This window comes from Kineobactrum sediminis (genome assembly GCF_002868715.1).
GTDB classification, from domain to species: Bacteria; Pseudomonadota; Gammaproteobacteria; order Pseudomonadales; family Halieaceae; genus Kineobactrum; species Kineobactrum sediminis.
In genome coordinates this window covers 343,359-363,300 of the sequence record NZ_PKLZ01000008.1, presented here as the reverse complement: position 1 = coordinate 363,300, position 19,942 = coordinate 343,359, and the positions used below count along the sequence as shown (strand labels likewise).

Annotated in this window: 19 protein-coding genes and 1 pseudogene; 9 read left to right on the top strand and 11 right to left on the bottom strand. The window is 58.0% G+C overall.

Annotated elements, in window-relative coordinates; genetic code table 11:
- Positions 1-4: 4 nt before the first annotated feature.
- The gene (locus CWI75_RS11440) at positions 5-1,147 is read right to left on the bottom strand and encodes a class I SAM-dependent RNA methyltransferase (protein ID WP_101521621.1); all 1,143 of its coding nucleotides are present in this window, start codon (positions 1,145-1,147) and stop codon (positions 5-7) included.
- Between the two features lie 238 nt (positions 1,148-1,385).
- Between CWI75_RS11440 and CWI75_RS11435 the strand changes: the two genes are divergently transcribed.
- Together CWI75_RS11435 and CWI75_RS11430 are read left to right on the top strand one after the other, a co-directional pair.
- Positions 1,386-2,093 (top strand): AzlC family ABC transporter permease, encoded by a 708-nt coding sequence (locus tag CWI75_RS11435; RefSeq protein ID WP_101521620.1) that lies wholly within the window; start codon positions 1,386-1,388, stop codon positions 2,091-2,093.
- A complete protein-coding gene (locus tag CWI75_RS11430; RefSeq protein WP_101521619.1) occupies positions 2,090-2,395 on the top strand; it encodes an AzlD family protein in 306 nt (101 codons plus the stop codon). Before CWI75_RS11435 ends, CWI75_RS11430 begins: the two co-directional genes overlap by 4 nt.
- Before the next feature lie 10 nt (positions 2,396-2,405).
- Here the strand turns inward: CWI75_RS11430 and CWI75_RS11425 are convergent, their stop codons facing one another.
- Positions 2,406-3,053, bottom strand: a complete 648-nt coding sequence (locus CWI75_RS11425) for a phosphoribosyltransferase (protein ID WP_101521618.1) — start codon at positions 3,051-3,053, stop codon at positions 2,406-2,408.
- 187 nt (positions 3,054-3,240) lie between these two features.
- On the opposite strand from CWI75_RS11425, the gene CWI75_RS11420 reads away from it, so the two are divergent.
- The gene (locus tag CWI75_RS11420; protein WP_162300056.1) at positions 3,241-4,938 is read left to right on the top strand and encodes an FAD-binding protein; all 1,698 of its coding nucleotides are present in this window, start codon (positions 3,241-3,243) and stop codon (positions 4,936-4,938) included.
- Positions 4,931-5,974 (top strand): 3-ketosteroid-9-alpha-monooxygenase, oxygenase component, encoded by a 1,044-nt coding sequence (locus tag CWI75_RS11415; protein ID WP_162300055.1) that lies wholly within the window; start codon positions 4,931-4,933, stop codon positions 5,972-5,974. Before CWI75_RS11420 ends, CWI75_RS11415 begins: the two co-directional genes overlap by 8 nt.
- Here CWI75_RS11415 and CWI75_RS11410 read toward each other — a convergent pair.
- On the bottom strand, positions 5,922-7,196 hold the full coding sequence (locus CWI75_RS11410) for a glutathione S-transferase C-terminal domain-containing protein (RefSeq protein ID WP_101521615.1): 1,275 nt from the start codon (positions 7,194-7,196) through the stop codon (positions 5,922-5,924). The genes CWI75_RS11415 and CWI75_RS11410 overlap by 53 nt on opposite strands.
- A gap of 280 nt (positions 7,197-7,476) precedes the next feature.
- Here CWI75_RS11410 and CWI75_RS11400 point away from each other — a divergent pair, with 280 nt between their 5' ends.
- Positions 7,477-8,385, top strand: coding sequence for a TauD/TfdA dioxygenase family protein (locus CWI75_RS11400; protein ID WP_101521613.1), 909 nt, complete (start codon positions 7,477-7,479; stop codon positions 8,383-8,385).
- Positions 8,386-8,417: 32 nt separating this feature from the next.
- Positions 8,418-9,173, top strand: a complete 756-nt coding sequence (locus tag CWI75_RS11395; RefSeq protein WP_241521183.1) for a class II aldolase/adducin family protein — start codon at positions 8,418-8,420, stop codon at positions 9,171-9,173.
- 83 nt (positions 9,174-9,256) lie between these two features.
- Here CWI75_RS11395 and CWI75_RS11390 read toward each other — a convergent pair whose 3' ends face one another.
- A complete protein-coding gene (locus CWI75_RS11390; RefSeq protein ID WP_241521182.1) occupies positions 9,257-10,330 on the bottom strand; it encodes an MBL fold metallo-hydrolase in 1,074 nt (357 codons plus the stop codon).
- Between CWI75_RS11390 and CWI75_RS18915 the strand changes: the two genes are divergently transcribed.
- The gene (locus tag CWI75_RS18915; RefSeq protein ID WP_206604705.1) at positions 10,308-10,457 is read left to right on the top strand and encodes a pentapeptide repeat-containing protein; all 150 of its coding nucleotides are present in this window, start codon (positions 10,308-10,310) and stop codon (positions 10,455-10,457) included. The genes CWI75_RS11390 and CWI75_RS18915 overlap by 23 nt on opposite strands.
- 250 nt (positions 10,458-10,707) lie before the next feature.
- Here the strand turns inward: CWI75_RS18915 and CWI75_RS18690 are convergent.
- Together CWI75_RS18690 and CWI75_RS18825 are read right to left on the bottom strand one after the other, a co-directional pair.
- Positions 10,708-11,856: pseudogene (locus CWI75_RS18690) on the bottom strand (sulfatase-like hydrolase/transferase); the annotation flags it as partial.
- Positions 11,856-12,209: a sulfatase-like hydrolase/transferase gene (locus CWI75_RS18825; protein ID WP_206604704.1), complete on the bottom strand. Its 354-nt coding sequence runs from the start codon at positions 12,207-12,209 to the stop codon at positions 11,856-11,858. The gene CWI75_RS18825 and the pseudogene CWI75_RS18690, both read right to left, overlap by 1 nt.
- 221 nt (positions 12,210-12,430) lie before the next feature.
- Between CWI75_RS18825 and CWI75_RS11380 the strand changes: the two genes are divergently transcribed.
- Positions 12,431-12,823, top strand: a complete 393-nt coding sequence (locus CWI75_RS11380; RefSeq protein WP_101521612.1) for a DUF6746 family protein — start codon at positions 12,431-12,433, stop codon at positions 12,821-12,823.
- Here CWI75_RS11380 and CWI75_RS11375 read toward each other — a convergent pair.
- From CWI75_RS11375 to CWI75_RS11360, 4 genes are all read right to left on the bottom strand, one after another.
- Positions 12,820-14,967, bottom strand: a complete 2,148-nt coding sequence (locus CWI75_RS11375; RefSeq protein ID WP_101521611.1) for an outer membrane protein assembly factor BamB family protein — start codon at positions 14,965-14,967, stop codon at positions 12,820-12,822. The two genes, CWI75_RS11380 and CWI75_RS11375, sit on opposite strands and share 4 nt — an antisense overlap.
- A gap of 50 nt (positions 14,968-15,017) precedes the next feature.
- Entirely contained in the window at positions 15,018-15,440 is a 423-nt protein-coding gene (locus CWI75_RS11370) for a PaaI family thioesterase (RefSeq protein WP_101521610.1), read from the bottom strand.
- 42 nt (positions 15,441-15,482) lie between these two features.
- Positions 15,483-16,028: a nuclear transport factor 2 family protein gene (locus CWI75_RS11365; RefSeq protein WP_101521609.1), complete on the bottom strand. Its 546-nt coding sequence runs from the start codon at positions 16,026-16,028 to the stop codon at positions 15,483-15,485.
- Positions 16,029-16,122: 94 nt separating this feature from the next.
- The gene (locus CWI75_RS11360) at positions 16,123-18,366 is read right to left on the bottom strand and encodes a TonB-dependent receptor (protein WP_101521608.1); all 2,244 of its coding nucleotides are present in this window, start codon (positions 18,364-18,366) and stop codon (positions 16,123-16,125) included.
- A gap of 174 nt (positions 18,367-18,540) precedes the next feature.
- Between CWI75_RS11360 and CWI75_RS11355 the strand changes: the two genes are divergently transcribed.
- Positions 18,541-19,470, top strand: a complete 930-nt coding sequence (locus CWI75_RS11355; protein ID WP_101521607.1) for a DnaJ C-terminal domain-containing protein — start codon at positions 18,541-18,543, stop codon at positions 19,468-19,470.
- A gap of 73 nt (positions 19,471-19,543) precedes the next feature.
- On the opposite strand, the gene CWI75_RS11350 is transcribed toward CWI75_RS11355, so the two are convergent.
- On the bottom strand, positions 19,544-19,915 hold the full coding sequence (locus tag CWI75_RS11350; protein WP_101521606.1) for a VOC family protein: 372 nt from the start codon (positions 19,913-19,915) through the stop codon (positions 19,544-19,546).
- Positions 19,916-19,942: the final 27 nt, after the last annotated feature.

The window sequence follows — 19,942 nt, the reverse complement described above, 5'->3', positions numbered from 1 at the left end:
TTGCCTAGCGGGTGAGCCAGGCCAGCAGCTCAATATGTGGTGTATGCGGGAATTGGTCGAGCGGTTGTATTTCGACAACCTTGAAGCCATTTTTAAGGAATATATCGAGATCCCGGGCGAATGTTGCAAGGTCGCAGGAAATATAGAATACATCCCGGAACAGATGTTTTCTGGTGAGCAAGTGGGCCGCGTTTTTCAGCCCGTCCCGCGGAGGGTCCAGCACCAGGATACTGGCCCCTTTGTTTTTCTGGCGCACGCGCTCGTAGGCGTCCTCGGCAAACAGGTTGCATAACCAGGCTTCCACTCCGGGCAGCCTGCGCGCAGCCAGCGCCTTTACGCCATCTTCGGCACTGTCTATGGCGAGAATCTGGGTAAAACCTGCCGCCGCCAGAACTTCGGTGAAATTACCGGAGCCGGCAAACAGTTCCAGCACCGGGCGGGTGGGATCCAGAGTGGCGATCCGGGAGGCCAGCCACTCTTTCATTTTTTCATTCTGGGCAGTATTACCCTGGCGGAACGGTCGCCGCCGATCAGGGACTATCGCGTCAGCGGTTACATCCTCATCAATATCCAGGGTCGTCCACTGCTGTTTTCGTGCTGGCTTGAAGCGCGGGTTGGGCAAGGTGGCCAGTAATGCCTGCATTGTTGCGCGGTTTTTCCCGGTCAGGATCGGGCACTCATTCACCGGCGCCAGGGTGTTGGAGCCCGCGGCGACATAGCCGATCTGTTTGCCGTCGGTCTTCAGTTGGGCTCTGTTGCGATAGTGCCAGATGTCTTCTGCAGCCAGGATGGGAGCGACCTGTTCCACCACCCCGAGCCGGGTCATCGCTGTATGTACGCGCTGTTCCTTGGCTGTCAGTTGTGCCGGGTAAGCCATGAACTGCCAGGGGCAACCACCGCAGTCCGTGGCACCAATTCCATGGTGCGGGCAGCCCGGAACGACCCGGTCGGCAGATGGTTCAAGTAATTCCAGCAGGCGGGCAAAGCCGAAACGCTGCCTGAAGCCGGTAATGACAAATAGCCCGGTTTCCCCCGGCCATACTCCCGCTGCGAAGAATACCTGCCCCTGTGGATGTTCAATGATACCGCGACCATCGGTACTGACATCCCTGACCGTTGCCGTGAAGCGTTCATTGACTGAGGGCATTATGTACCATGTTCATAGTGACTCCTGATCCGACATGATCGCCGGGGTGTGCGTATAATAAGGCCGCAAGTGGCGGAGTCAACGCGCGGCCCGCTTTCAGCCCACACCATTTCTCTGTCAAGGTTTTTGCTCACGATGGTTACACTCCAGATTAAAGTCAAACCGAACACACGCGAACGCAGGTTGTGCCCTCCGACGCGGTCCAGGCACTTTTCGGCTGATCTGGAGCCGGCTGGCCATGAGTAAGCGCTATGTGGTGCCATCACTGACTTTCGCGGGGGTGCGTCAGGGCTTCTGGCGCCTGCTGCCACTGTCCCTGTTTGTCGCCGCCTTTGGCCTTGCCTTCGGTCTGGCGGCAGTGCAGACAGGGCTCAGCACCACTGAAATCGTGTTAATGAGTGCGACGGTATTTGCGGGTACCGCCCAGTTTGCGGCGCTGGAAATGTGGGGCGCCCAGGTGCCGGTGTTGCCATTGCTGGCCACTACCTTTGCGATTAATGCCCGTATGCTGCTGATGGGCGCAACGCTTTATCCCTGGCTTGGCCAGATGCCGGTTGGCAAACGCTACGGCAGCTTGATATTACTGTCGGACGCGAACTGGGCAATGACGTTGAACGACTTCAATCAGGGTCGCGTCAATGCCGGGGTGCTGGTTGGGGGAGGTTTTGCGCTCTGGTTGACCTGGCTGGTGGGTACCCTGGTCGGGATGGCCTTCGGCAGTGGAATTACCAACCCCGCGGCTTTCGGCCTTGATATGGTGCTCGGCTGTTTCATGCTGAGTATGGCGCTGGCCGGGCGCAAGAATTTGCGCACCATCGCTGCCTGGGTCGTGGGTGGCCTTGCCGCCTATGCGGCGTACCGCTGGTTGCCCGAAAACAGTCATGTAATTGTCGGCGCTGCAGCCGGTGGCCTGGTGGGTGCATTCTGGGTGGAGCGACAGTCATGATCGCAATTGCAGATCACGGCGCGCTGTTGTTGATTGCGCTAATGGCGCTGGTGACCCTCGTGACCCGCTTTGGCGGCGTGCTGATGATGACATTCATTCCCCTGGGTCCGCGAGTGGAAGGGTTCATTAATGCCATGGCGGGCTCGGTGTTGATCGCGGTACTGGTGCCGATTGCCGTTGAAGGCGACCCGGGTGCACGTCTGGCATTACTGGCTACCGGAGCAATGATGCTGGGGTTCAAGCGTCCGATGCCGGCGATCGCCAGCGGGATCCTGGTCGCGGCTCTGGTGCGGCTGGTCTGAACGCCGGTGATCAGGCCGACCAGAACTCCTTGAGCTGGTCGCGAACCTCGTCGTCGGATACCTGCGAAAAATCCCGGTACCATCGACCGATGGCACCAAATTGCGGCGGTGTTTGCAGGCAAATCACCTCATCCGCAGCGTCCTGCAGGGCCGTGACCTCCTCAGCCGGCGCCACCGGAACTGCCACGACAACCTCCCGGGCCCCCTCCTGTTTCACAGCCCCCAGCGCAGCGCGCATGGTAGCGCCGGTAGCAATGCCATCATCCACCAGAATAACCGTGGCGCCCTGTAGGTCGGGCCAGGGTCGCTCCCCTCGGTAGGCGCGCTGGCGGCGCTCCAGTTCCCTGCTTTCCCGCTCGGTAACCGTTTCCAGGCTGGCTTCGTTCACCCTCGCTGAATCAATGACACTTTTGTTCAGAATCCGTGTGCCGCCAATGGCAATGGCACCCATGGCCAGTTCTTCCTGGCCGGGCAGGCCGAGTTTGCGAACAATCATCAGATCCAGTTCGGCGTTGAGGCTTCGTGCCACTTCCGCGGCCACCGAAACCCCGCCACGTGGCAGCGCCAATACAACAATGCGTTCGCGTTCCCGATACTTTTCCAGCGCCTGGGCGAGCTGGCGACCTGCACTGATGCGATCGCGGAAGGGCGTGGTCATGTTTGAATCTCCTGTTAGCCTTCCTGTATTCACAGTTAATAGCGTAGCAGAGGATCGGCAGGTTGATGCCGGGCTGTTCAGACATTCATACCATACCTGTATTTGACCATACCCGGGTTCCAGCTTGGCCGTGATCCGCTCTATGCTGAAGCCTCCGTTTTTAGACCAATAACAGATGGGAGTACGCTTGCAGACAGAATATGAAGTCGACTGGCTGGTCGCCGGCAGTGGTGCCGCGGGTATGACAGGCGCCGTGGTCGCGCACCAATTGGGGGGAGCAGTACTGGTGGTGGAGAAGGAACCACGCTATGGCGGTACCACCTGCAAGTCTGGTGGCGTTATCTGGATTCCGGGAAATCATCGACAGGCGGAATTCGGTATCGGCGACAGTGCGGAAGAAGGGTGGCAATACCTGAAGGGCCTGATCGGCGAGTCGGTCAGTGAACCGCGATTGCGCGCCTATGCGCAGCGTGCGTCGGAAATGCTGGCTTTCATGATGGCCCACAGCCACGTCGACTACAGCCCCCTGCCCACTTATATGGACTACTACGAGGAGGTCGACGGCTATAAGTCCGGTGGCCGCTCGATGGACCCCGGCTTTTTCTCCCTGCGCCGGCTTGGTGACGAAGCAGACTTCATTCGTGACGATTTTCACGGACTGTTGAAATTCAATGTCACAGTACCTGAAGGACGTTGTCTGGGTGACATGAACGCGGCTGCTTACTGGTTGGGATTCCGGTTATTGCTACGCTACTGGCTGGATTTGCCATCGCGGTTGCGGGGAAAAACGGACCAGCGTGCAACGCTCGGCCCGGCGCTGGTCGCCCGACTGCGGCGCTCCCTGCTGGATCGCGATATTCCCCTGTGGCTGAATACGCCCATCCGTGAGTTGCTGGTGGAGGGGGACCGTGTGACGGGCGCCATTGTTGAGCGCGACGGCATCCCTTGCCGGATTACGGCGCGCAAGGGTGTATTGTTGGCCACGGGTGGTTTTTCGAAAAACACGGCGATGCGCCAGCAGTACCAACAGGCACCTATCGGCGCCGAATGGACTGCGGCCGCTACCGGTGCCACGGGCGATGGCATTACCCTGGGCCTTTCTCTCGGCGCGGACCTCGATTTTATGGGCAGCGCCTGGTGGTCTCCTACATATCGGATGCCTGACGGCCGCGTGCTTGCCCTGATCGCCGGCAAGGCGTATCCCGGTTCAGTGCTGATCAACCGGCAGGGGCTGCGTTTTACCAACGAAGCCCAGCCTTATGAGGATGTGGTCAAGGACCAGTACGCGAGTGAGCTGCGAGGGGAGGGCGCAATACCCTGTTATCTGCTGTTTGATGCCACCTACCGACAGAACTATCCGGTGGGCCATATCAAGCCCGGCAAGTTTACGTCAGATGCGAGCCTGCCCGAGGAGTTGTTCAGCTCCGGCCTGTTGACCCGCGCTGACACCCTGCCCGCGCTGGCGGAAGCACTGGGTATTGATGCGGTCGCGCTGGAGGCCACCATCAACCGCTTTAACGCCAATGCCCGTGTGGGTAAAGATCCCGATTTCGGTCGCGGTGACAGTGAGCACGACCGCTACTACGCGGATCCCAAAATCCAGCCCAATCCATGCCTGGGGCCTCTGGAAACCGGCCCCTACTACGCCATGCGCTGTGAGGCGGGTGATCTCGACACCAAGGGCGGATTGTTGTGTGATGAATTCGGTCGCGTATTGCACGAGTCGGGAAAAGAAATTACCGGACTGTATGCGGCGGGCAATACCAGTGCTGCGGTCATGGGCGATACCTATCCCGGTGCCGGCGCCACGATTGGTTCGGCAATGACCTTTGCCTATATCGCCGCACGCCATGCCTTCGGCCACGATGGAGTATCCAATGAGTGATTACCGTTACGCGTTTCTCGAGCCCGGGCATTTCGCCCGGGGCTGGCATATTGTGCGCTTTTCCCGGGAGCTTGCCGTAGGCGAGGTCCAGCGCTTACATTATTTCAACCGGGATCTGGTGCTCTTTCGGGGCGAGTCCGGTGCGGCGGCGGTTGTCGATGCCCATTGCCCTCACCTGGGTGCTCACCTTGCCAGTGATGGTGGTCGCCTGATTGGCGATACCATCGCCTGTCCATTCCATGGCTGGACTTTCGCCGGAGATGGCGAATGCGTGTCAATCCCCTACGCCGGCAAGATACCGGATAAAGCCAGGCGGGCACTGCGGGGCTGGCCATTGCTGGAAAAAAACGGTTTTATCTCACTGTGGTATGACCCGGACGATAACCCTCCGGAGGACTACTTGCCCGACATCAGCGCATGGGGGCCCGATAGTTGGGGTGACTGGCACTTTCACCGCTCCCGGATTCGCGCTCAACCCTGTGACGTTATTGAAAACATAGTCGATATTGCCCATTTCCCCCACGTCCATGGTGGCGAGGTCCGGGCCTTTGAAAATCGTTTTGGCGAACGCACCGTGACCCAGCTTTCCACCGTTGATCGCTCGGCGAATGCGCAAATGGTGATTCCGCCAGACCTGCCCTTTGATTTGCAAGCCATGAGCCAGCAGGCAGTTGAGCAGCGCTCGGATGCCTGGGGTGATGCGACCTATCACGGCCCGGCGATCATGTATTACTACACCGAGGTACGCAGCGAACTCATGAGCTTCAGCAGTTGGTGGGTGAATTATCATACGCCGGTGAACGACGAGGAAGTGGACCTGTGCAGCGCGGTGATTTTAAACAGTCTTACCGATGAGCCCCTGCCTGCCGAGTTTGTTGAACTCTATGCGCAGACCGCCCATGCCGCGTTTGGCCAGGATGTGGAAATCTGGAAAGACAAGGTCTTCCGGGCTGACCCCATTCTCTGCGACGGGGACGGGCCGATCAATAAATTGAGGCGCTGGTATGAGCAGTTCTATCTGCCCCTTGCAGGGTGAAAGCTGAATTCACCAGTACTGGCAGCACAGACTTTAGCTGTTCGCGATCACTGGCTGCCAATCCCTCCCAGTGCAGGCATAACTCCCGCCACACTATCACCTGGAATGTTTTCACCACTGCCCGAAAAGGCCGATCCATCAAGGTGCCATCATACAGTGCTTCTCCACGGTCAAATGCCGCTTCATTGAACAGCGTTTGCCCGTGCGTTAAAGCGCTGCAATAAGCAGCTTCGTTCTGTTGCATCAGCGGTATGAATGTCCCGGCGATAATGTCCAGTAGCGCTTCTAAATGCGGGCTCAGGTAGAGATTGCCGGTACTATTGACGTGCTCCCCGTTGCGGATCATGCCTAGCCAGGCAAAGGTACGCGGTGCCAGTTGCTCCAGCAGTTCAGCCGCGCGGCCATCACTCAGGTTCATGCCCAGCTGGCCATAGGCGCTGGCGTCAGCCAGGGTGAAGCGGTCACCCAACAGAAAAGGTTGTTCACGCAGCACCTGTTCCATAGCCGCAAGATAGCGTCGCCAGGCATTGTCGAGCAGTTCATGGGTGGCGGGGAATCCGGGCCTGGCCTGTACGGTCAGGTTTTTGTCGACACCAGCAGAAAACCCCTCCGGCGCCGCGCTGAACAGATAGCAACAGCGCCTGACCTGGCGTTCCGCCAACTTGCGGCCAAATCGCCGGCGACTTCCCGGTGGCAGTAGTTTGCGCATTTCCCTGCTGGTGGTTTCCCCCATGATGTTGGTGGCGGCGGACGTTACCCAGCGATTGTGATGGACCATGTAAAGCCCGAATTCATCGTAGGCCTCATCAATCAGGCGACAAACGAAACGCAGTGCCGGGTGCTCAGGTAGCAGGGGTTGCGGGCAGGCTTTCAGGTGGTCAAGGTGCAGGGCGAGACCGGTGGAATCGTAATGAAACGTCTCTCCATCCAGGGAATAATAGGGTACTGCCGGGTATTCATCGAGGCCGGGTATCCGCTGGGGAAAGCGGCCGATAGTTTGCGTACGGCGCGACCTCGCCAGTCGCACAGGTGTTTTCAGGGCATTAAGAAAACCCGCCTGATCAGGCCAGCGCTGCCATGGAACTCCTCCAGAGTCGGCCAGCGCCTGCATCTTCAGTTGGTAGGGGGAGGCAACAACCCCCCAGAAGACAAGCCCGTTTTCCGGTGAGCGGTTGCTTGTCCTGGCGGCGTAAGGCGCATTGGTGTTGGCTGCAGAGTTCATGGGGGTAATAGCCTGTGTGTCAGGGTTGCTTCATGGCGCAGTATAGGGCCGGTTTTACTGTGTGTCCCTTAAACCTGACTAGCCAGGCGGCCCGGAACAGCCCTTGGCGGCCTGTGGCCCAGGGCAGATGGTTGATCGAGGTATCTGCGAGGCTGGAAGTACAACTGTGTGAACCGCCGGAGACTGCGCCGATCGCAGGCATGGCGTTGGGCGGCGGGTCGTTGATAATAGAGAGCTTGAAGTCAGGGGGTTTTATACTGGCGATAATAAGGAGCCCGTCATGAGTTTTACTATTGATCCACTCTGCGAACAGTTCGGTGTCGCAGTCAGCGGCCTGGATTTTAATGTGGCGATCAGCGATGCCGAGAAACACCAGCTGCAGTCGTTATGGCTTGAGCACGGCATCATGCTGATCCGAGGCAGCAACGTGTCACCGCAGGCGCAGATCGAGTTCAGCAAGTTATTTGGCGACATTGAGGCGCACCCGCTGGAGAGTATTCGCTCGAAGGAGTATCCGGAGCTGATGGAACTCAACAGCGAAGACGAGCGCATGAACCCGGTGTCCTGGTGGCACGGCGAGCCAGTAATCGGCCGGCTGCCCTGGCACAAGGACCTTATCTATACCGCCAAACCCAATCGAGGGGCCATTCTGCGTGCGGTCGTGCTGCCGGAACACGACGGCGAGACCGGTTTTGGCGACCAGAGCAAAGCCTATGATGCCCTGTCAGAGGATATGAAAGCCCGTATCGACGGACTGGAAGTGGTTTATCGCTTTGAGGTAAATCTGCTGAGCATGCCATTCCTTGATACCCGCGATTACCGCCCCGGGGCCGGTGCACCGAAAACGCCGGCAGAGGCGGGGTTTCCGGATTTCCCGGACTCCCTGTACCCGCTGGTATTTGTGCACCCTGAAACCGGTCGCAAATCCCTGAATGTCTGCCCCATGTTCATGGACCATCTCCATAATGTGGACAAGGACGAGAGCGACGCGCTATTGCAGGAGCTGGTCGAACATGTGGTAAGGCCTGAATTCACTTACCTGCACAAATGGCAAACCGGCGATATGGTGCTCTGGGACAACTGGCGTTTCATGCATTCGGCACCCGGTATACGCCCCGGTGACAAGCGTTTGATCCATCGTACGACCATTACTGGTGACAGGGTCCTGGGCAAGACACTTGCTGCCTGAGCGGCGGCCATTTCCGGAAACAGGGAGAAACTGTGAACGAAGAATTGATGAAACAGATGGCACCGGTACCGCGGCAAAAGCCATTATTGCCGGAGTTGACGCCCCAGGCAGAACTGGCGCTGCTGTGCCGGTTATTGTATGCGGAGGGTTATGATGACCATATCGCCGGCCATATCAGCAGTAAACAGGCGGACGGGAGCCTGCTGGTTAATCCCTGGGAACTGGCCTGGGATGAGCTGGGCGCCAGCGATATCGTGCGGGTTGACCAGCAGGGTAAGGTGATCGAAGGTCACTGGAACGTAACCCCCGCGATCAACCTGCATCTGGAGATCCACGCTCTGCGACCCGATGTGGGAGTCATTATCCACAATCACTCACGCTTCGGCACTGTGTGGGCTAACGCCCAGCGCGTACCGCCGGTTTACGACCAGACTTCGGCCCAGGTCAACGGCGAGTTGCTGTTGTTTGACGAATACAACAGTGCTGTCAATGCCGCCAGCGAAGGTGAAAAATGTGCCCGTGGTCTGGGCCAGGCGAAGTGGGCGCTGCTCGCCAATCATGGCGTGCTGGTAGTGGCGAATGATATTCGCCAGGCACACCTGCGCGCCCTGACCCTGGAGTGGCGCTGTCGCCAGGCCTGGCATGTCGAGGCCCTCGGTGGCGGTCGGGCAATTCGTGACGAGGTGGTCGAGCAGTTTGGCGGGATGGTTGATGGTAACGGTTTCCCGTTCCTGTGGGAGGCTATGGCCCGCAAGGAAATTCGCCGCGACCCGGCGGTGCTGGAATAGACTGGTCGCGCGAGTTTAATTCCCTGCGGGGTGATTGCAATCTGCCCTGCCCGCAGTCTTGCGACGCGGGCCCTTGCGATGCATTAGAGCCGATGCCGATGCACGCGGATGGTGCCGGAGTTGGCGGGTAATGAGATTACGGTGCCATCGCGCCCCAGGGTATGCTCACTGAAGATGTCATCGACACCCTTTAGCCAGGCGGTCTCTATGCCCGGAAGGGGCGGCAGGGCCGGCACAATGTGGTAATACAGCAGATGGCCCACGTTCGCATCACGGGCGATTTCCGCCGCCTGCACCGGGCTTGCGTGGTAGTCGAGGATGTCCAGGGTAATTTTTGCCAGGCCCGTGTTGCCGGTTTCCGTTGCCGCCTTGTTCATGATCATGACCAGGTGCGGTGCCAGCGCCTCGTGTACCAGCAGGTCAACGTCCCGGGCGTGCTGTTGCACAAGGGTCGATTTGTTGGTGTCGCCGGAAACAAGTGCGCTGCGACCACCATAGCTGACCAGGTAGCCAACCGCCGGGTCCACAGGGTCATGGTCAACCACCAGGGCGCTGATGGTCACACCGTGTTTCTGGTAGATCGTGATTAAATCACCATCGGCGGCCGTAGCAAACGCTTTTGCGAGCATGCCGGCGCCACTGGGAGGCACCACCTGCTCGCCATGGTGAGCGGTGCGGTACCTGGCATCCAGCGCATAGGCTCGGTTGAAGCCGTCGACGATCTCATCCACGCCTTCGGGGCCATAGACCGGCAACTGTTCAGTGTGATTGCCCTGGACCCAGCGCAGCGTAGCCATTTCACCCAGGCCGTCAATGTGATCGGAATGGAAGTGGGTGAGAAACACCGCTTCAATATCGCCGATTGGATAGCGCATGCGGCCGAGGTTGCGCACACCGTTGGTGCCGGCGTCGATGATAAACAGTTTATCCCCGGCGGTGACCGCCAGGCACGGCCCGGATCGTATGGCGTCCGGCAGGGGACCCCCTGCGCCGCACAGGGCAACATGCAGGCCATCCTCCAGGGTTTCAACGGTATTTGCGCTCATCATGCCCGCCGCCGCGCGGCTCATTACCCGTTCGGCGATCGCGCCGCGCAGGCTGTAAACGGCCGAGGCAGTCAGTATTACAACCAGGATGACTGCCAGGAGTTTTTTCACGGGTCTGACCTCGTATTATTTGCGGCAGGCGATCCTGCGGCAGGCGATCCTGCGGCAGGCGATCCTGCGGCAGGCGATCCTGCGGCAGGCGACCCGGTGCTGCGGCGTCGACTGCGATTGCGTATAAAACCGTATAGCAGCAACAGTATCACGAGTGCCACCGCTGTAAACGCCAGCGCGTTACGTGAAACTATTGCCAGCGTACTGTTGATGTAAATTTGCTGCCACGGGTTAAAATCATCGCCAACTGGCAGTACTCCCTGGGTTAGCGCGTAGTGGTCATAGTCAGCTGACAGCTCTGCGGCCACTGCAGGTAGCTCCGTGTAAAGGTTGCGAGTCTCGCCCGGGTCTTGCGCCAGATCGAACAGGCGCCAGCTGCCATCACCCAGCGGCCGCAGGGTTCTTATCAGTTTGTAGTCACCCTTTAGCACCGCGATATTACCGGTTATCTCCATGATAATGGGCTCATCGGTACGGTATACGCTGTCCACCTGCCCGCGTAGCAGGGGCACCAGACTGTGGCCGGTAATGGCATCGGCGGGCGGGCGCAGTGCCCCCGTCCCCGTCAGTTCAAGGATAGTTGGGGTAATGTCCGTAAGCATGGTGCGCTGTTCAAAGCGTGCATTTTCCGGGATCCCGGGACCGCTGATGACAAGCGGCACCCGGATTCCGCCTTCGGTGGTATAGAACTTGAACAGGCTGAATGGCGAGGCGGCGGCACTGGCCCACTCCGGCCCGATAAAGCCGTAACTGCTGCGTTCCCCCGGGGTATCCTGGTCGTCCAGGTCGTAGCCTGTCAGGGCGGCCCAGGCCCTGAATGAAAGCTGATCAGTGGGGTCCGAACCCTCGGGCCCATTATCCGATGTCAGAATTATAATCGTCTGGTCGAGCACGCCCTCGCTCTGAAGATGTTGTAGCAAGCGGCCGATGTGGTGGTCCATGGCATCAAGCATGGCGGCGTTAACTTCCATACGGGTGCTGGCGGTGCGCTGCTCATTCGCCGACAGTGTTTCCCAGCGCCGTAGTGAGGGGTGCATATTGCCCAGTGGCGCCCCCTCTGGTATCAGGCCCAGCGTCTGTGCCTTGCGCCACCGCTCAAGTCGCAACGCATCCCAGCCGCGGTCGTAGACCCCCTTGTAGCGGGCAACAAATTCAGCGGGTGCCTGCACCGGGATATGAATGGCCTGAAAGGCAACCAGTGCGAAAAATGGCGTCTGCTCTTGTGGTGAGTTACCAATGTAATCGATCATTTTGTCGACAATGAAGCGCGACGAGTAAAAATCCTCGGGCAAAGAGGCTGGTTGCCCGTTTTCGAACCACGGCGCATCGGCGTAGTAGGGCATGTAAGTGCGTTGCTCCCAGTTGTCGGCGCCAGATGCGGCCAGCGCAAAACTCTGGTCAAAGCCATGGGCGTTGGGTAGCGTGGTGAACTCGTCGCCCAGATGCCATTTCCCCGACATCAGTGTACGGTAGCCACGCTCACCCAGCCGGTCGGCAACCGTCTCAACGCCGGGCGCAAGCTGCATCAGGTAGCCGGGTTGTTCTTATGTTCCTGTGGCAGGATTTCGGGTATTGAGGCGACACCGGTCTGGTGATTATTCAGCCCGGTCAGTAGCATCGCCCTGGAAGGGGCGCACAATGGCGAGGTACGATAGTGGGTGAACAGTGCCCCGCGTTCTGCCAGCGCATCGATATGAGGTGTTCGTGCTTCGCCACCATAGGCGCCCAGGTCCATCAGTGCAGCATCGTCAACCACGATCAGTACGATGTTCGGTTGGGGTTGGGCGATGCCTGCTGCAGCGCTCAGCAAGCCCCATGCACTGAGTGAAAGCAACAGGATCAGCCTGGTCCATGGGCAATGAGAACGTAGATCAATCATGGTTGCTGTCCTGTTCAGTGTCTGGGTTGGCCTCGCAAGCACACTTGCCAGGGCAAGCTGTGTGCCCGGGTATAGAGCGTTGCCATCCCCGTAACAGAGTATAATATGTCATAATTTATGACAATAAAAGACGCTCGTATAGCCAGTATCGTTGTGGCACGATATGGCCGGCCTTTTTGGTATATTATCTCACCCGGGCAAGGTAACTTTCGGAGAGTATTATGAAGTTCGTATTTATTGTATTCCCTCTGGCTGTCTGGGTCCTGTTTGCCTCCCAGGCCAGCGCCGATGACCGCCCCGGTCATTTCAGGGGCGAGCCTTCCGCGACTTTGGAAGAAGCGTTTGCCAACCTGGAGAGCTACAATGCCCGATTGCGCGATACTCTCGACAGCGGAGAAGTTCAGGGCGATGATTTCAACCAAATTCACCTTTTGACTTATACGCTGGAGAATGCGCTGGAACGCATCGAAAGTGAACTGGAGATGCTGGAAGAGAGCCTGGAAGAAATTCACATAGGCTCCGAGCGCGGGGAACCCGGCCGGATTGATGAAAACGCAGCTGACTATTTTTCCCGCGCCGATAGCCTGTTAAAGGCCGCTGGTGGCGCCCGCTAGTTTGCGGGCTGTTCAGGCAATGTAAAGGCCAGGTACTGGTCCCCGGTTGCGGTACCGAGCTTGCCGCCACTGGCGGTGATGACAATATATTGTCGACCCTTGATCGCATACGTTGCGGGGGTGGCATAACCTGCCGCCGGTAGCGCGTATTCCCACAACAGGGTGCCATTTGCCTTGTCAAAGATGCGTAGTTTCTCATCAGAGGTGGCAGCGATAATCAGCAGGCCGCCTGCGGTGACTACAGGGCCGCCAAAATTGCGGGTCCCGGTGGGTGCGATGCCTTCTTTGCTCAGTTCCTCGTATTCCCCCAGCGGAATCTGCCACTGGTGCTTGCCAGTGGCCAGATTAATGGCGGTCAGCGTGCCCCAGGGCGGCTTTATGGCGGGGTAGTACCTTTCGTCTACAAAATCCTTGTAGCCTGCGAACACATACACCGTTTCCTGCTCAGCGGCGTCCTGCTCCGTCTCCGGAATTTCGGCCAGGGTGTTGGCGCTATAGGCGAACAGGTAGTCCACCGCCGCATCGCGTTCGTGTTGGGAGAGGTGGGCAAAGGGCATCATGCGGCCTTTTCCAGAGGTGACAATGGCCATTGCCTCGCGCTTGGTCAGGCGCTGTTCGACGCCGGTCAGGGCGGGGGCATAGGGATAAAAGCCCTCGAGGTTGACACCATGGCAACCACTGCACTGCTCCCGAAAGACGAATTCCCCCACATCCATGGTCGAGCCACGATTCACCTGTACCGGCTCCATGCTGATGATGTTGGGTGCATTGGTCGCATTGATATAGTAAAGATTTGTAGCGGGATCAAAGGCGCCACCGCCCCAGTTCGCGCCACCGTAGAATCCTGGCAGCAGAATGCTTTTCCGCAACCCGGGTGGGCGCAGATACACCAGATCGTGCGCCTGCTGCCAGACCTTCTTCGCCGCAGCGTTAGCCTCGGGAGTAATGTTGGTGAGGTCATCAATGGTCATGGTCTGGCGGGCAAAGGGTTCGGGCAGCGTGACCCGCGGTTGGGTGGGATAACTCCACGTGCCGGGAATATCGGATGCCGGTACGGGTACCTCCTCAATGGGGAATACGGGTTCGCCCGTGTCGCGATCCAGCAGGTAAACAACGCCTTCCTTGGAAGCCTGTGCCACCAGGTCCCTGGTCTCGCCGGCCTCCATCACCGTTACCAGTGCAGGCGCCGAACTGAGGTCGCGGTCCCAGAGATCGTGATGCACGGTCTGGTAGTGCCACAGGCGTTTACCGGTGCGGGCATCCAGGGCCAGAAGGGTGTTGCCAAACAGGTTGGCGCCCTTGCGCCGGGAACCATCAAAGTCCGGGGTAGGGGAGCCGGTGGGGACATATACGACGCCGCGCTCTACATCCACGCTCATTCCCGCCCAGGCGTTGGCGCCACCGGCATATTCCCAGGCTGCTTCGGGCCAGGTGTCGTGGCCAAACTCGCCCGGTTGTGGAATCGTATGAAATGTCCACACAGGCTCTCCGCTGATAACGTTATAGGCGCGGATGTGTCCCGGTGCGGCACCGGCACTCTCGGTGACGGCCGAGCCCATTATAATCAGGTCGCCGAATAACACGCCGGGAGAGGGTGAATTGATACTCAGCAGCTCGGGATCCCTGCCAAGGCCGGTACGCAGATCGACACGGCCGCCATTGCCGAAACTGTCGATCAGTGCGCCCGTATGTGCATTCAGGGCCATGAGAAAATGACCGCTGGTAAACAGAATTCGGGCGTTATTTCGGTGTTCGCCCTGCCAGTAGGTAACGCCACGCATGTTGGACAGGCCCACGTGCTCTGCCGGTGGCGAAAAAGTCCAGCGCTCGGCACCGGTGGCGGCGTCCAGGGCGAAGACATTATGCAACGGATTCCTGCCGTATAAAGTATCCCCGATCACAATGGGATTGACCTGCAGCTCTGAGCTGGCGGGCAGGGTTGCGCTCGGCGCACTATGGTATTGCCAGGCGAGCCTGAGTTCGCCAACATTGTCGCGGTTAACCTGGTCCAGGGCCGAGTAATGGCTACTGGCCGGGTCGCCGCCCGTGGTGCGCCAGCCAATGTGATCCTGGCTCTGTACCGGTTGAACTGCGAGAATAAGTAAGCTGGCGAGCAATCGGTGGCGAACAGAAAAGAGTTGCATGTGCGTTTTCCCGGGCTTTGCGCCTGTTGGTACCGGAAAGCAGCGCAGTCTCACTGCTGCTTGCGTTTGACCAGTTTTGCGGTAGACGTTGAGGTTGCCGAAATCTTGCCATCGCTGTTAATCAACGTGCCCTCGAGAAACACAATGCTGTTACCTGCTTTCACGACCCGGCCCCTGGCGGTGGCGGGCCCGGCCAGCGTGGGCTCCAGGAAGCTGACTTTCAGCTCTAGTGTCGGCAGCGCAATTACTTCGGGGTTCTGCATAAATGCCGCATGGGACATGGCGGCGTCAAGCATTGCGGTAACGTTGCCACCCTGGACCACATTAACGGAATGGCAAAACTGTTCGCTGACTTCAAACTGTAGCTCCGCGTTCCCCGCGTCGCTGTCAAAATCGACGAGTCGAGCGTTAAGGATTTGCAGGCAGGGCGGTAAATGGGTATTCGCGTTGGCAATCTGTTGTTGTTTGTTCACGTTGTTCCTTAATGGGCCGTATCAGTAGTCTTGTCGGTAAAATCACCGTTGGCCCCATTGTAACAGGTCAAATATCTTATAGGATGGATCTTCCCGACCGGGTTTACCGATATGGGCACCGCGAACAATTGGGTTGTCCAGATTGACAATGGAGGGCTGGTGCAGGTTGGCCCAGTCGGCGTCAACCGCCCGGTAACTGAACTTCCACACCCCGTTTCTTTTTTCATACTTGTCGAAATAGCGCCCGCCGATCAGGAGATCAATGGGGCCATCATCGGTACGGATCTTGTGAAAGGCAATGATATAGACTTCACCCTCGGCCTTGTCACCATCGAGCTTGATGTTCACGGTAGTCACATTGTGATGGAGGATTTCCATTGTGGCCTGGATGTCGGGCAATGTATCGATAAAATCCATCGCCAGGCCCTTGAAGAACGAGCCATGATCGTCGATAGCATCATCGTGATAGAGGGAGCGAAATTTTTCGTTATCGTGCCGGTCTGCCGCGTTGCAGTAGGCGTTGATCAACTCCATGATTGCCTGCTTGTCCAGCAGAGCCTGTAACTGGTGTTCGAGGTGTGGATCCATGTCTGTCCTCCCTTGCATCGTCGCAGCTGCACTCTTTGCCCTAACGAAAATAACCGGTTACGCCCCTGGATGCAGGACGTAACCGGACAGTGGCTCAGAACTCGTAGCTGGCTTCGATACCATAGGTCCGCGGGTCGCCATAAAAACTCGCGGTCCACAGGCCGAACGGGATGGTATTGATCCGATACTCTTTATCCAGCAGGTTTTCACCCCAGAGAGCCACCTTCAGGGACTGGCCATCAGCGACAGGGATGTTGGCCAGCGTCAGGCGACCGTTCAGCAGCTGGTAAGGATCGACAGATGATGTGGCATTTTGCGTGGGCTCCACATAGGGCACGTAACGATCCACGTACTCATAATCAAGGCGGCCGGTCAGCTCGCCCCAGGCGCCGCTATAGACGGTATATTCCGCCGCAAGCGCAGCACTGTGGTTGGGAGTGTAGGGGAAATCCTTCTGGTCCTTGACATCCACGCCACCTTCAATGAACTCACCGTATTCGGCATCCAGATAGCCATAGCTGGCAGACAGTTCGAGATCCGGCATCGGCAGGGCGATCATTTCTAACTCAAAGCCGCGTATGGTGGCTTCACCGGCGTTTTGTACCACGGATGCGGCGCTGTTACCGGCAATAAAGATGGACATCTGCATGTCCTCGGACTCGTTCTGGAAGACCGCGCCATTTAACTGCAGGCGATTGTCCAGCCAGCGCGACTTCACGCCCAGTTCATAGGACGTGATTTCCTCCGCGTCGTAGGGGGTGAAAAAGGCTTGCGCAAAAGGTGCCTCGCCATTAAAGCCGCCCGCTTTCCAGCCCTGGGCAATTTTGCCGTAAACATTAACATCGTCACTGACTTCCCAGGCCGCCACAAAGGTTGGCGAGGTATTGCTGAAGCTCTTCTCGGCGGTGCCGGCGAAAGGAATCGGTGTGCCGGTAACGGGATCTATATCATCGGGGTGCGAGATGTAGGTATCTTTTGTCTCCTCCGTCCAGCGTACACCCAGAGCCAGAGAAAGGCGATCCTGGAACATGGCAGCACCGGGACGCCACTCGACCTGGCCAAACGCGGCCACAGAATCGTTATCAAAACCGTATTCATTGTTTTGAGTAGGGCTGCCGAAACCGCGGAAAAAGCTGATCGGGTTAAAAACGTCGGCCTGTTCCTCAAAGTAGTACAGCCCAAGTACGTAATTGGTGCGCTCGGTGGTGCCTACCATCTGTATTTCGTGAGAGGCCTGGTCGTAGTCAATGAAACGACTGGACGCGAACAGGTCGACTGGAGAGCCGTCGATATCAATGGAATCATCCCAGCTCAGGGTACGGTCATTGCCAATATACTTGAAGGTGACGTCACCCAATACGCCGATTTCTCCGATATTGTATTCCGCGAACAGGGACCGGGAGATGGACTTGGATCGTTCAAAGGCGGCTTTATCCAGGCTCACTGTGTCCCGGTTTTCGTTATCAGCTGTCACATAGGGTGCCAGCAGGGGATTAATACCGAAAGGGTCGGCGGGGTCGAGATAGGTGAGCTGATTCTTGGCGGGTTTAAGATCCAGATCGCTGTAGTCCCAGGTATACCGCAGTTGCAGACGATCGGAGGCGTCCCACAGAATGTCATAGCGCCCAGTGCGGTTATCGATATCGTTTAGCTCATTAACCAGCGGCTCATTGGCAAGAGGGTTGCCAAAGGGATCGGCAACATTATCGTATAGCCCATCGCGATTGCGGTAAGAAGCTGTGAATTTGGCCATGACCTGACCGGCGCCACCAAGATCCAGTGAGGGCGTGTCGATAGTGGCGTATACGGTCCGTAGATCATAGTTACCGGCACCAACCCGCACCTTGCCGCCCAATTCGCCCGATGGTTTGGTGGTAATCAGGTTGACGGCGCCGCCAACAGTATTTTTACCGTATAGAGTGCCCTGTGGTCCGCGGAGCATTTCGACTCGTTCCAGCTCCGCGACGTCAAAAATAGCGCCCACATTCTTGCCGATGAACACGCCATCCAGATAGATGCCAACCGTGGGTTCCCAGGTGACGGCGGGGTTGATGGTAACCGAGCCGCGAATGGCGATGGTGGCGGCCGAGGTGTTGGAGGGTGAGCGGGTAATTTTCACATTGGGTACGGAAGTACCCAGGTCGTCCAGATTTGCCACGCCTTTTTGCTCCAGGTCGCTGGCATCAAAGGCGGCAATGGAAATCGGTGCATCCTGCAGTGACTGCTCGCGTTTCTGGGCGGTAACCACTACTTCTTCCAGCCCCTGTGCTAACAGGGGACCGCTGCCGGCGGCAATGCAGGCGGCTATGGCAAGTGACATGCGGGTACGTAAGTGCATAGATAAACCTCTGTTTATGCAGTTGGGCTATGATTATAGCTGAGCAGCTTAATGTGGTAGCGAAAAGGCGTCATACCTCATTTAAGTGATGCGCACCGGCTGCAGACATTTGCGTTTGCCGAGTGCCTTAACCGCGCCTACATTACTACATGAGCACTAAAGCGGGGCACGGGTATGGAGTTTAAGGATTACTATAAAATACTGGGTATTGAGCCCGACGCCGAGCTCAAGGATATCAAGTCCGCTTACCGCAAGCTGGCGCGCAAGTATCACCCTGACATGAACCCCGGCCCCGAGTCCGAAGAGAAATTCAAGGAAGTGGTGGAAGCGTGGGAGGCTCTGAAAGACCCGGGCCGTCGGGCTGAATATGACGAACTTCGCCGCGCGGGCGGGAGTCGGCAACGCTATGAACCGCCACCAGGCTGGCGCTCCGCCACAGGCGGCTTTGCCGAGTCGAATGGCGAGTTCTCTGATTTTTTCAATAGTATTTTCGGCAACCAGTTCCGGCAGGCGACCGGGGAGAGAAGAGCCCGGGGGCGGCCCGGACAGGATGTGGAGATGGAGCTGCCTGTGTTTCTGGAGGAGACGCTGGAAACCTTCAGCAAACCGGTGTCCTACCAGTTGCGGGGCGATGAGGCCGGTGGCCAGGGGCGTCCTCACCAGAAATCCCTCAAGGTCACCATTCCGGCTGGGGTAGGCGACGGCGAGAGAATCCGGGTGCGCGGGCAGGGTGTGCCGGGTACGGGTGGCGCACCGCCTGGAGATCTGTATCTCAACATACGCCTGGTGCCTCATCCGCTGTTTGATGTCGAGGGTCATAACCTCCTGGTCACGGTGCCTGTTGCACCCTGGGAAGCTGCCCTGGGCAGCAAGATCACTGTGCCCACGTTAACCGGCAAAATCAGCCTGACTGTGCCGGCCGGCAGCCAGTCCGGACAAAAATTGCGGGTACCGGGAAAGGGATTGCATGGCAAGGTTGGGCGGGGTGACCTTTATGCGGTTTTGAAGGTCGTCATGCCTGAGGACAGGTCTGAAGAAGTGACGCATCTTTGGCAGCGCCTGGCGGAGCAAGCTGCATTTGACCCACGGGCACAATGGAATTAGATGAGTTGTATCATTGAAACCGCCGCCGGCGAGGCGCCTGCAGCGGTGTGGAAGGCCAGTACAGGCCGGCTACTCAGCCGAACACGTAAAATGCCATTTTATTGCCATCTGCGTCCAGTACGTAAGCACCATAGAACATGTCCGGGATGCGCTGGCCGGGTTCACCATCACACGTGGCGCCCAGGGAAATGGCTTTCTGGTACATCGCATCAACGTTTTCTTTGCTGCCGGCATTAATGGCAAACATGTTGCCATTACCGGGGTGCGGGTCCGCTTCGTTATAGGGTACGCAAACGGCCAGCATGGGCTGGTCCATACTCTTGCCGATAAATGCGATACGATCCATTTCCATGAGGACAGATGCACCCAGATCCGCCAATAACTCCGCATAAAAGCTCTTGGCTTTGGCGATGTCGCGAACGCCGATAGTGATATATCCGATCATTATATTTTTCCTTTGCTGGTGGTTTGG

Bases quoted from the DNA above. Each gene is read 5' to 3' on its own strand.
- CWI75_RS11440 (WP_101521621.1), bottom strand. From the start codon at position 1,147: ATGCCCTCAGTCAATGAACGCTTCACGGCAACGGTCAGGGATGTCAGT.
- CWI75_RS11435 (WP_101521620.1), top strand. From the start codon at position 1,386: ATGAGTAAGCGCTATGTGGTGCCATCACTGACTTTCGCGGGGGTGCGT.
- CWI75_RS11430 (WP_101521619.1), top strand. From the start codon at position 2,090: ATGATCGCAATTGCAGATCACGGCGCGCTGTTGTTGATTGCGCTAATG.
- CWI75_RS11425 (WP_101521618.1), bottom strand. From the start codon at position 3,053: ATGACCACGCCCTTCCGCGATCGCATCAGTGCAGGTCGCCAGCTCGCC.
- CWI75_RS11415 (WP_162300055.1), top strand. From the start codon at position 4,931: ATGAGTGATTACCGTTACGCGTTTCTCGAGCCCGGGCATTTCGCCCGG.
- CWI75_RS11410 (WP_101521615.1), bottom strand. From the start codon at position 7,196: ATGAACTCTGCAGCCAACACCAATGCGCCTTACGCCGCCAGGACAAGC.
- CWI75_RS11400 (WP_101521613.1), top strand. From the start codon at position 7,477: ATGAGTTTTACTATTGATCCACTCTGCGAACAGTTCGGTGTCGCAGTC.
- CWI75_RS18915 (WP_206604705.1), top strand. From the start codon at position 10,308: ATGACTGCCAGGAGTTTTTTCACGGGTCTGACCTCGTATTATTTGCGG.
- CWI75_RS18825 (WP_206604704.1), bottom strand. From the start codon at position 12,209: ATGATTGATCTACGTTCTCATTGCCCATGGACCAGGCTGATCCTGTTG.
- CWI75_RS11380 (WP_101521612.1), top strand. From the start codon at position 12,431: ATGAAGTTCGTATTTATTGTATTCCCTCTGGCTGTCTGGGTCCTGTTT.
- CWI75_RS11375 (WP_101521611.1), bottom strand. From the start codon at position 14,967: ATGCAACTCTTTTCTGTTCGCCACCGATTGCTCGCCAGCTTACTTATT.
- CWI75_RS11365 (WP_101521609.1), bottom strand. From the start codon at position 16,028: ATGGATCCACACCTCGAACACCAGTTACAGGCTCTGCTGGACAAGCAG.
- CWI75_RS11360 (WP_101521608.1), bottom strand. From the start codon at position 18,366: ATGCACTTACGTACCCGCATGTCACTTGCCATAGCCGCCTGCATTGCC.
- CWI75_RS11355 (WP_101521607.1), top strand. From the start codon at position 18,541: ATGGAGTTTAAGGATTACTATAAAATACTGGGTATTGAGCCCGACGCC.
- CWI75_RS11350 (WP_101521606.1), bottom strand. From the start codon at position 19,915: ATGATCGGATATATCACTATCGGCGTTCGCGACATCGCCAAAGCCAAG.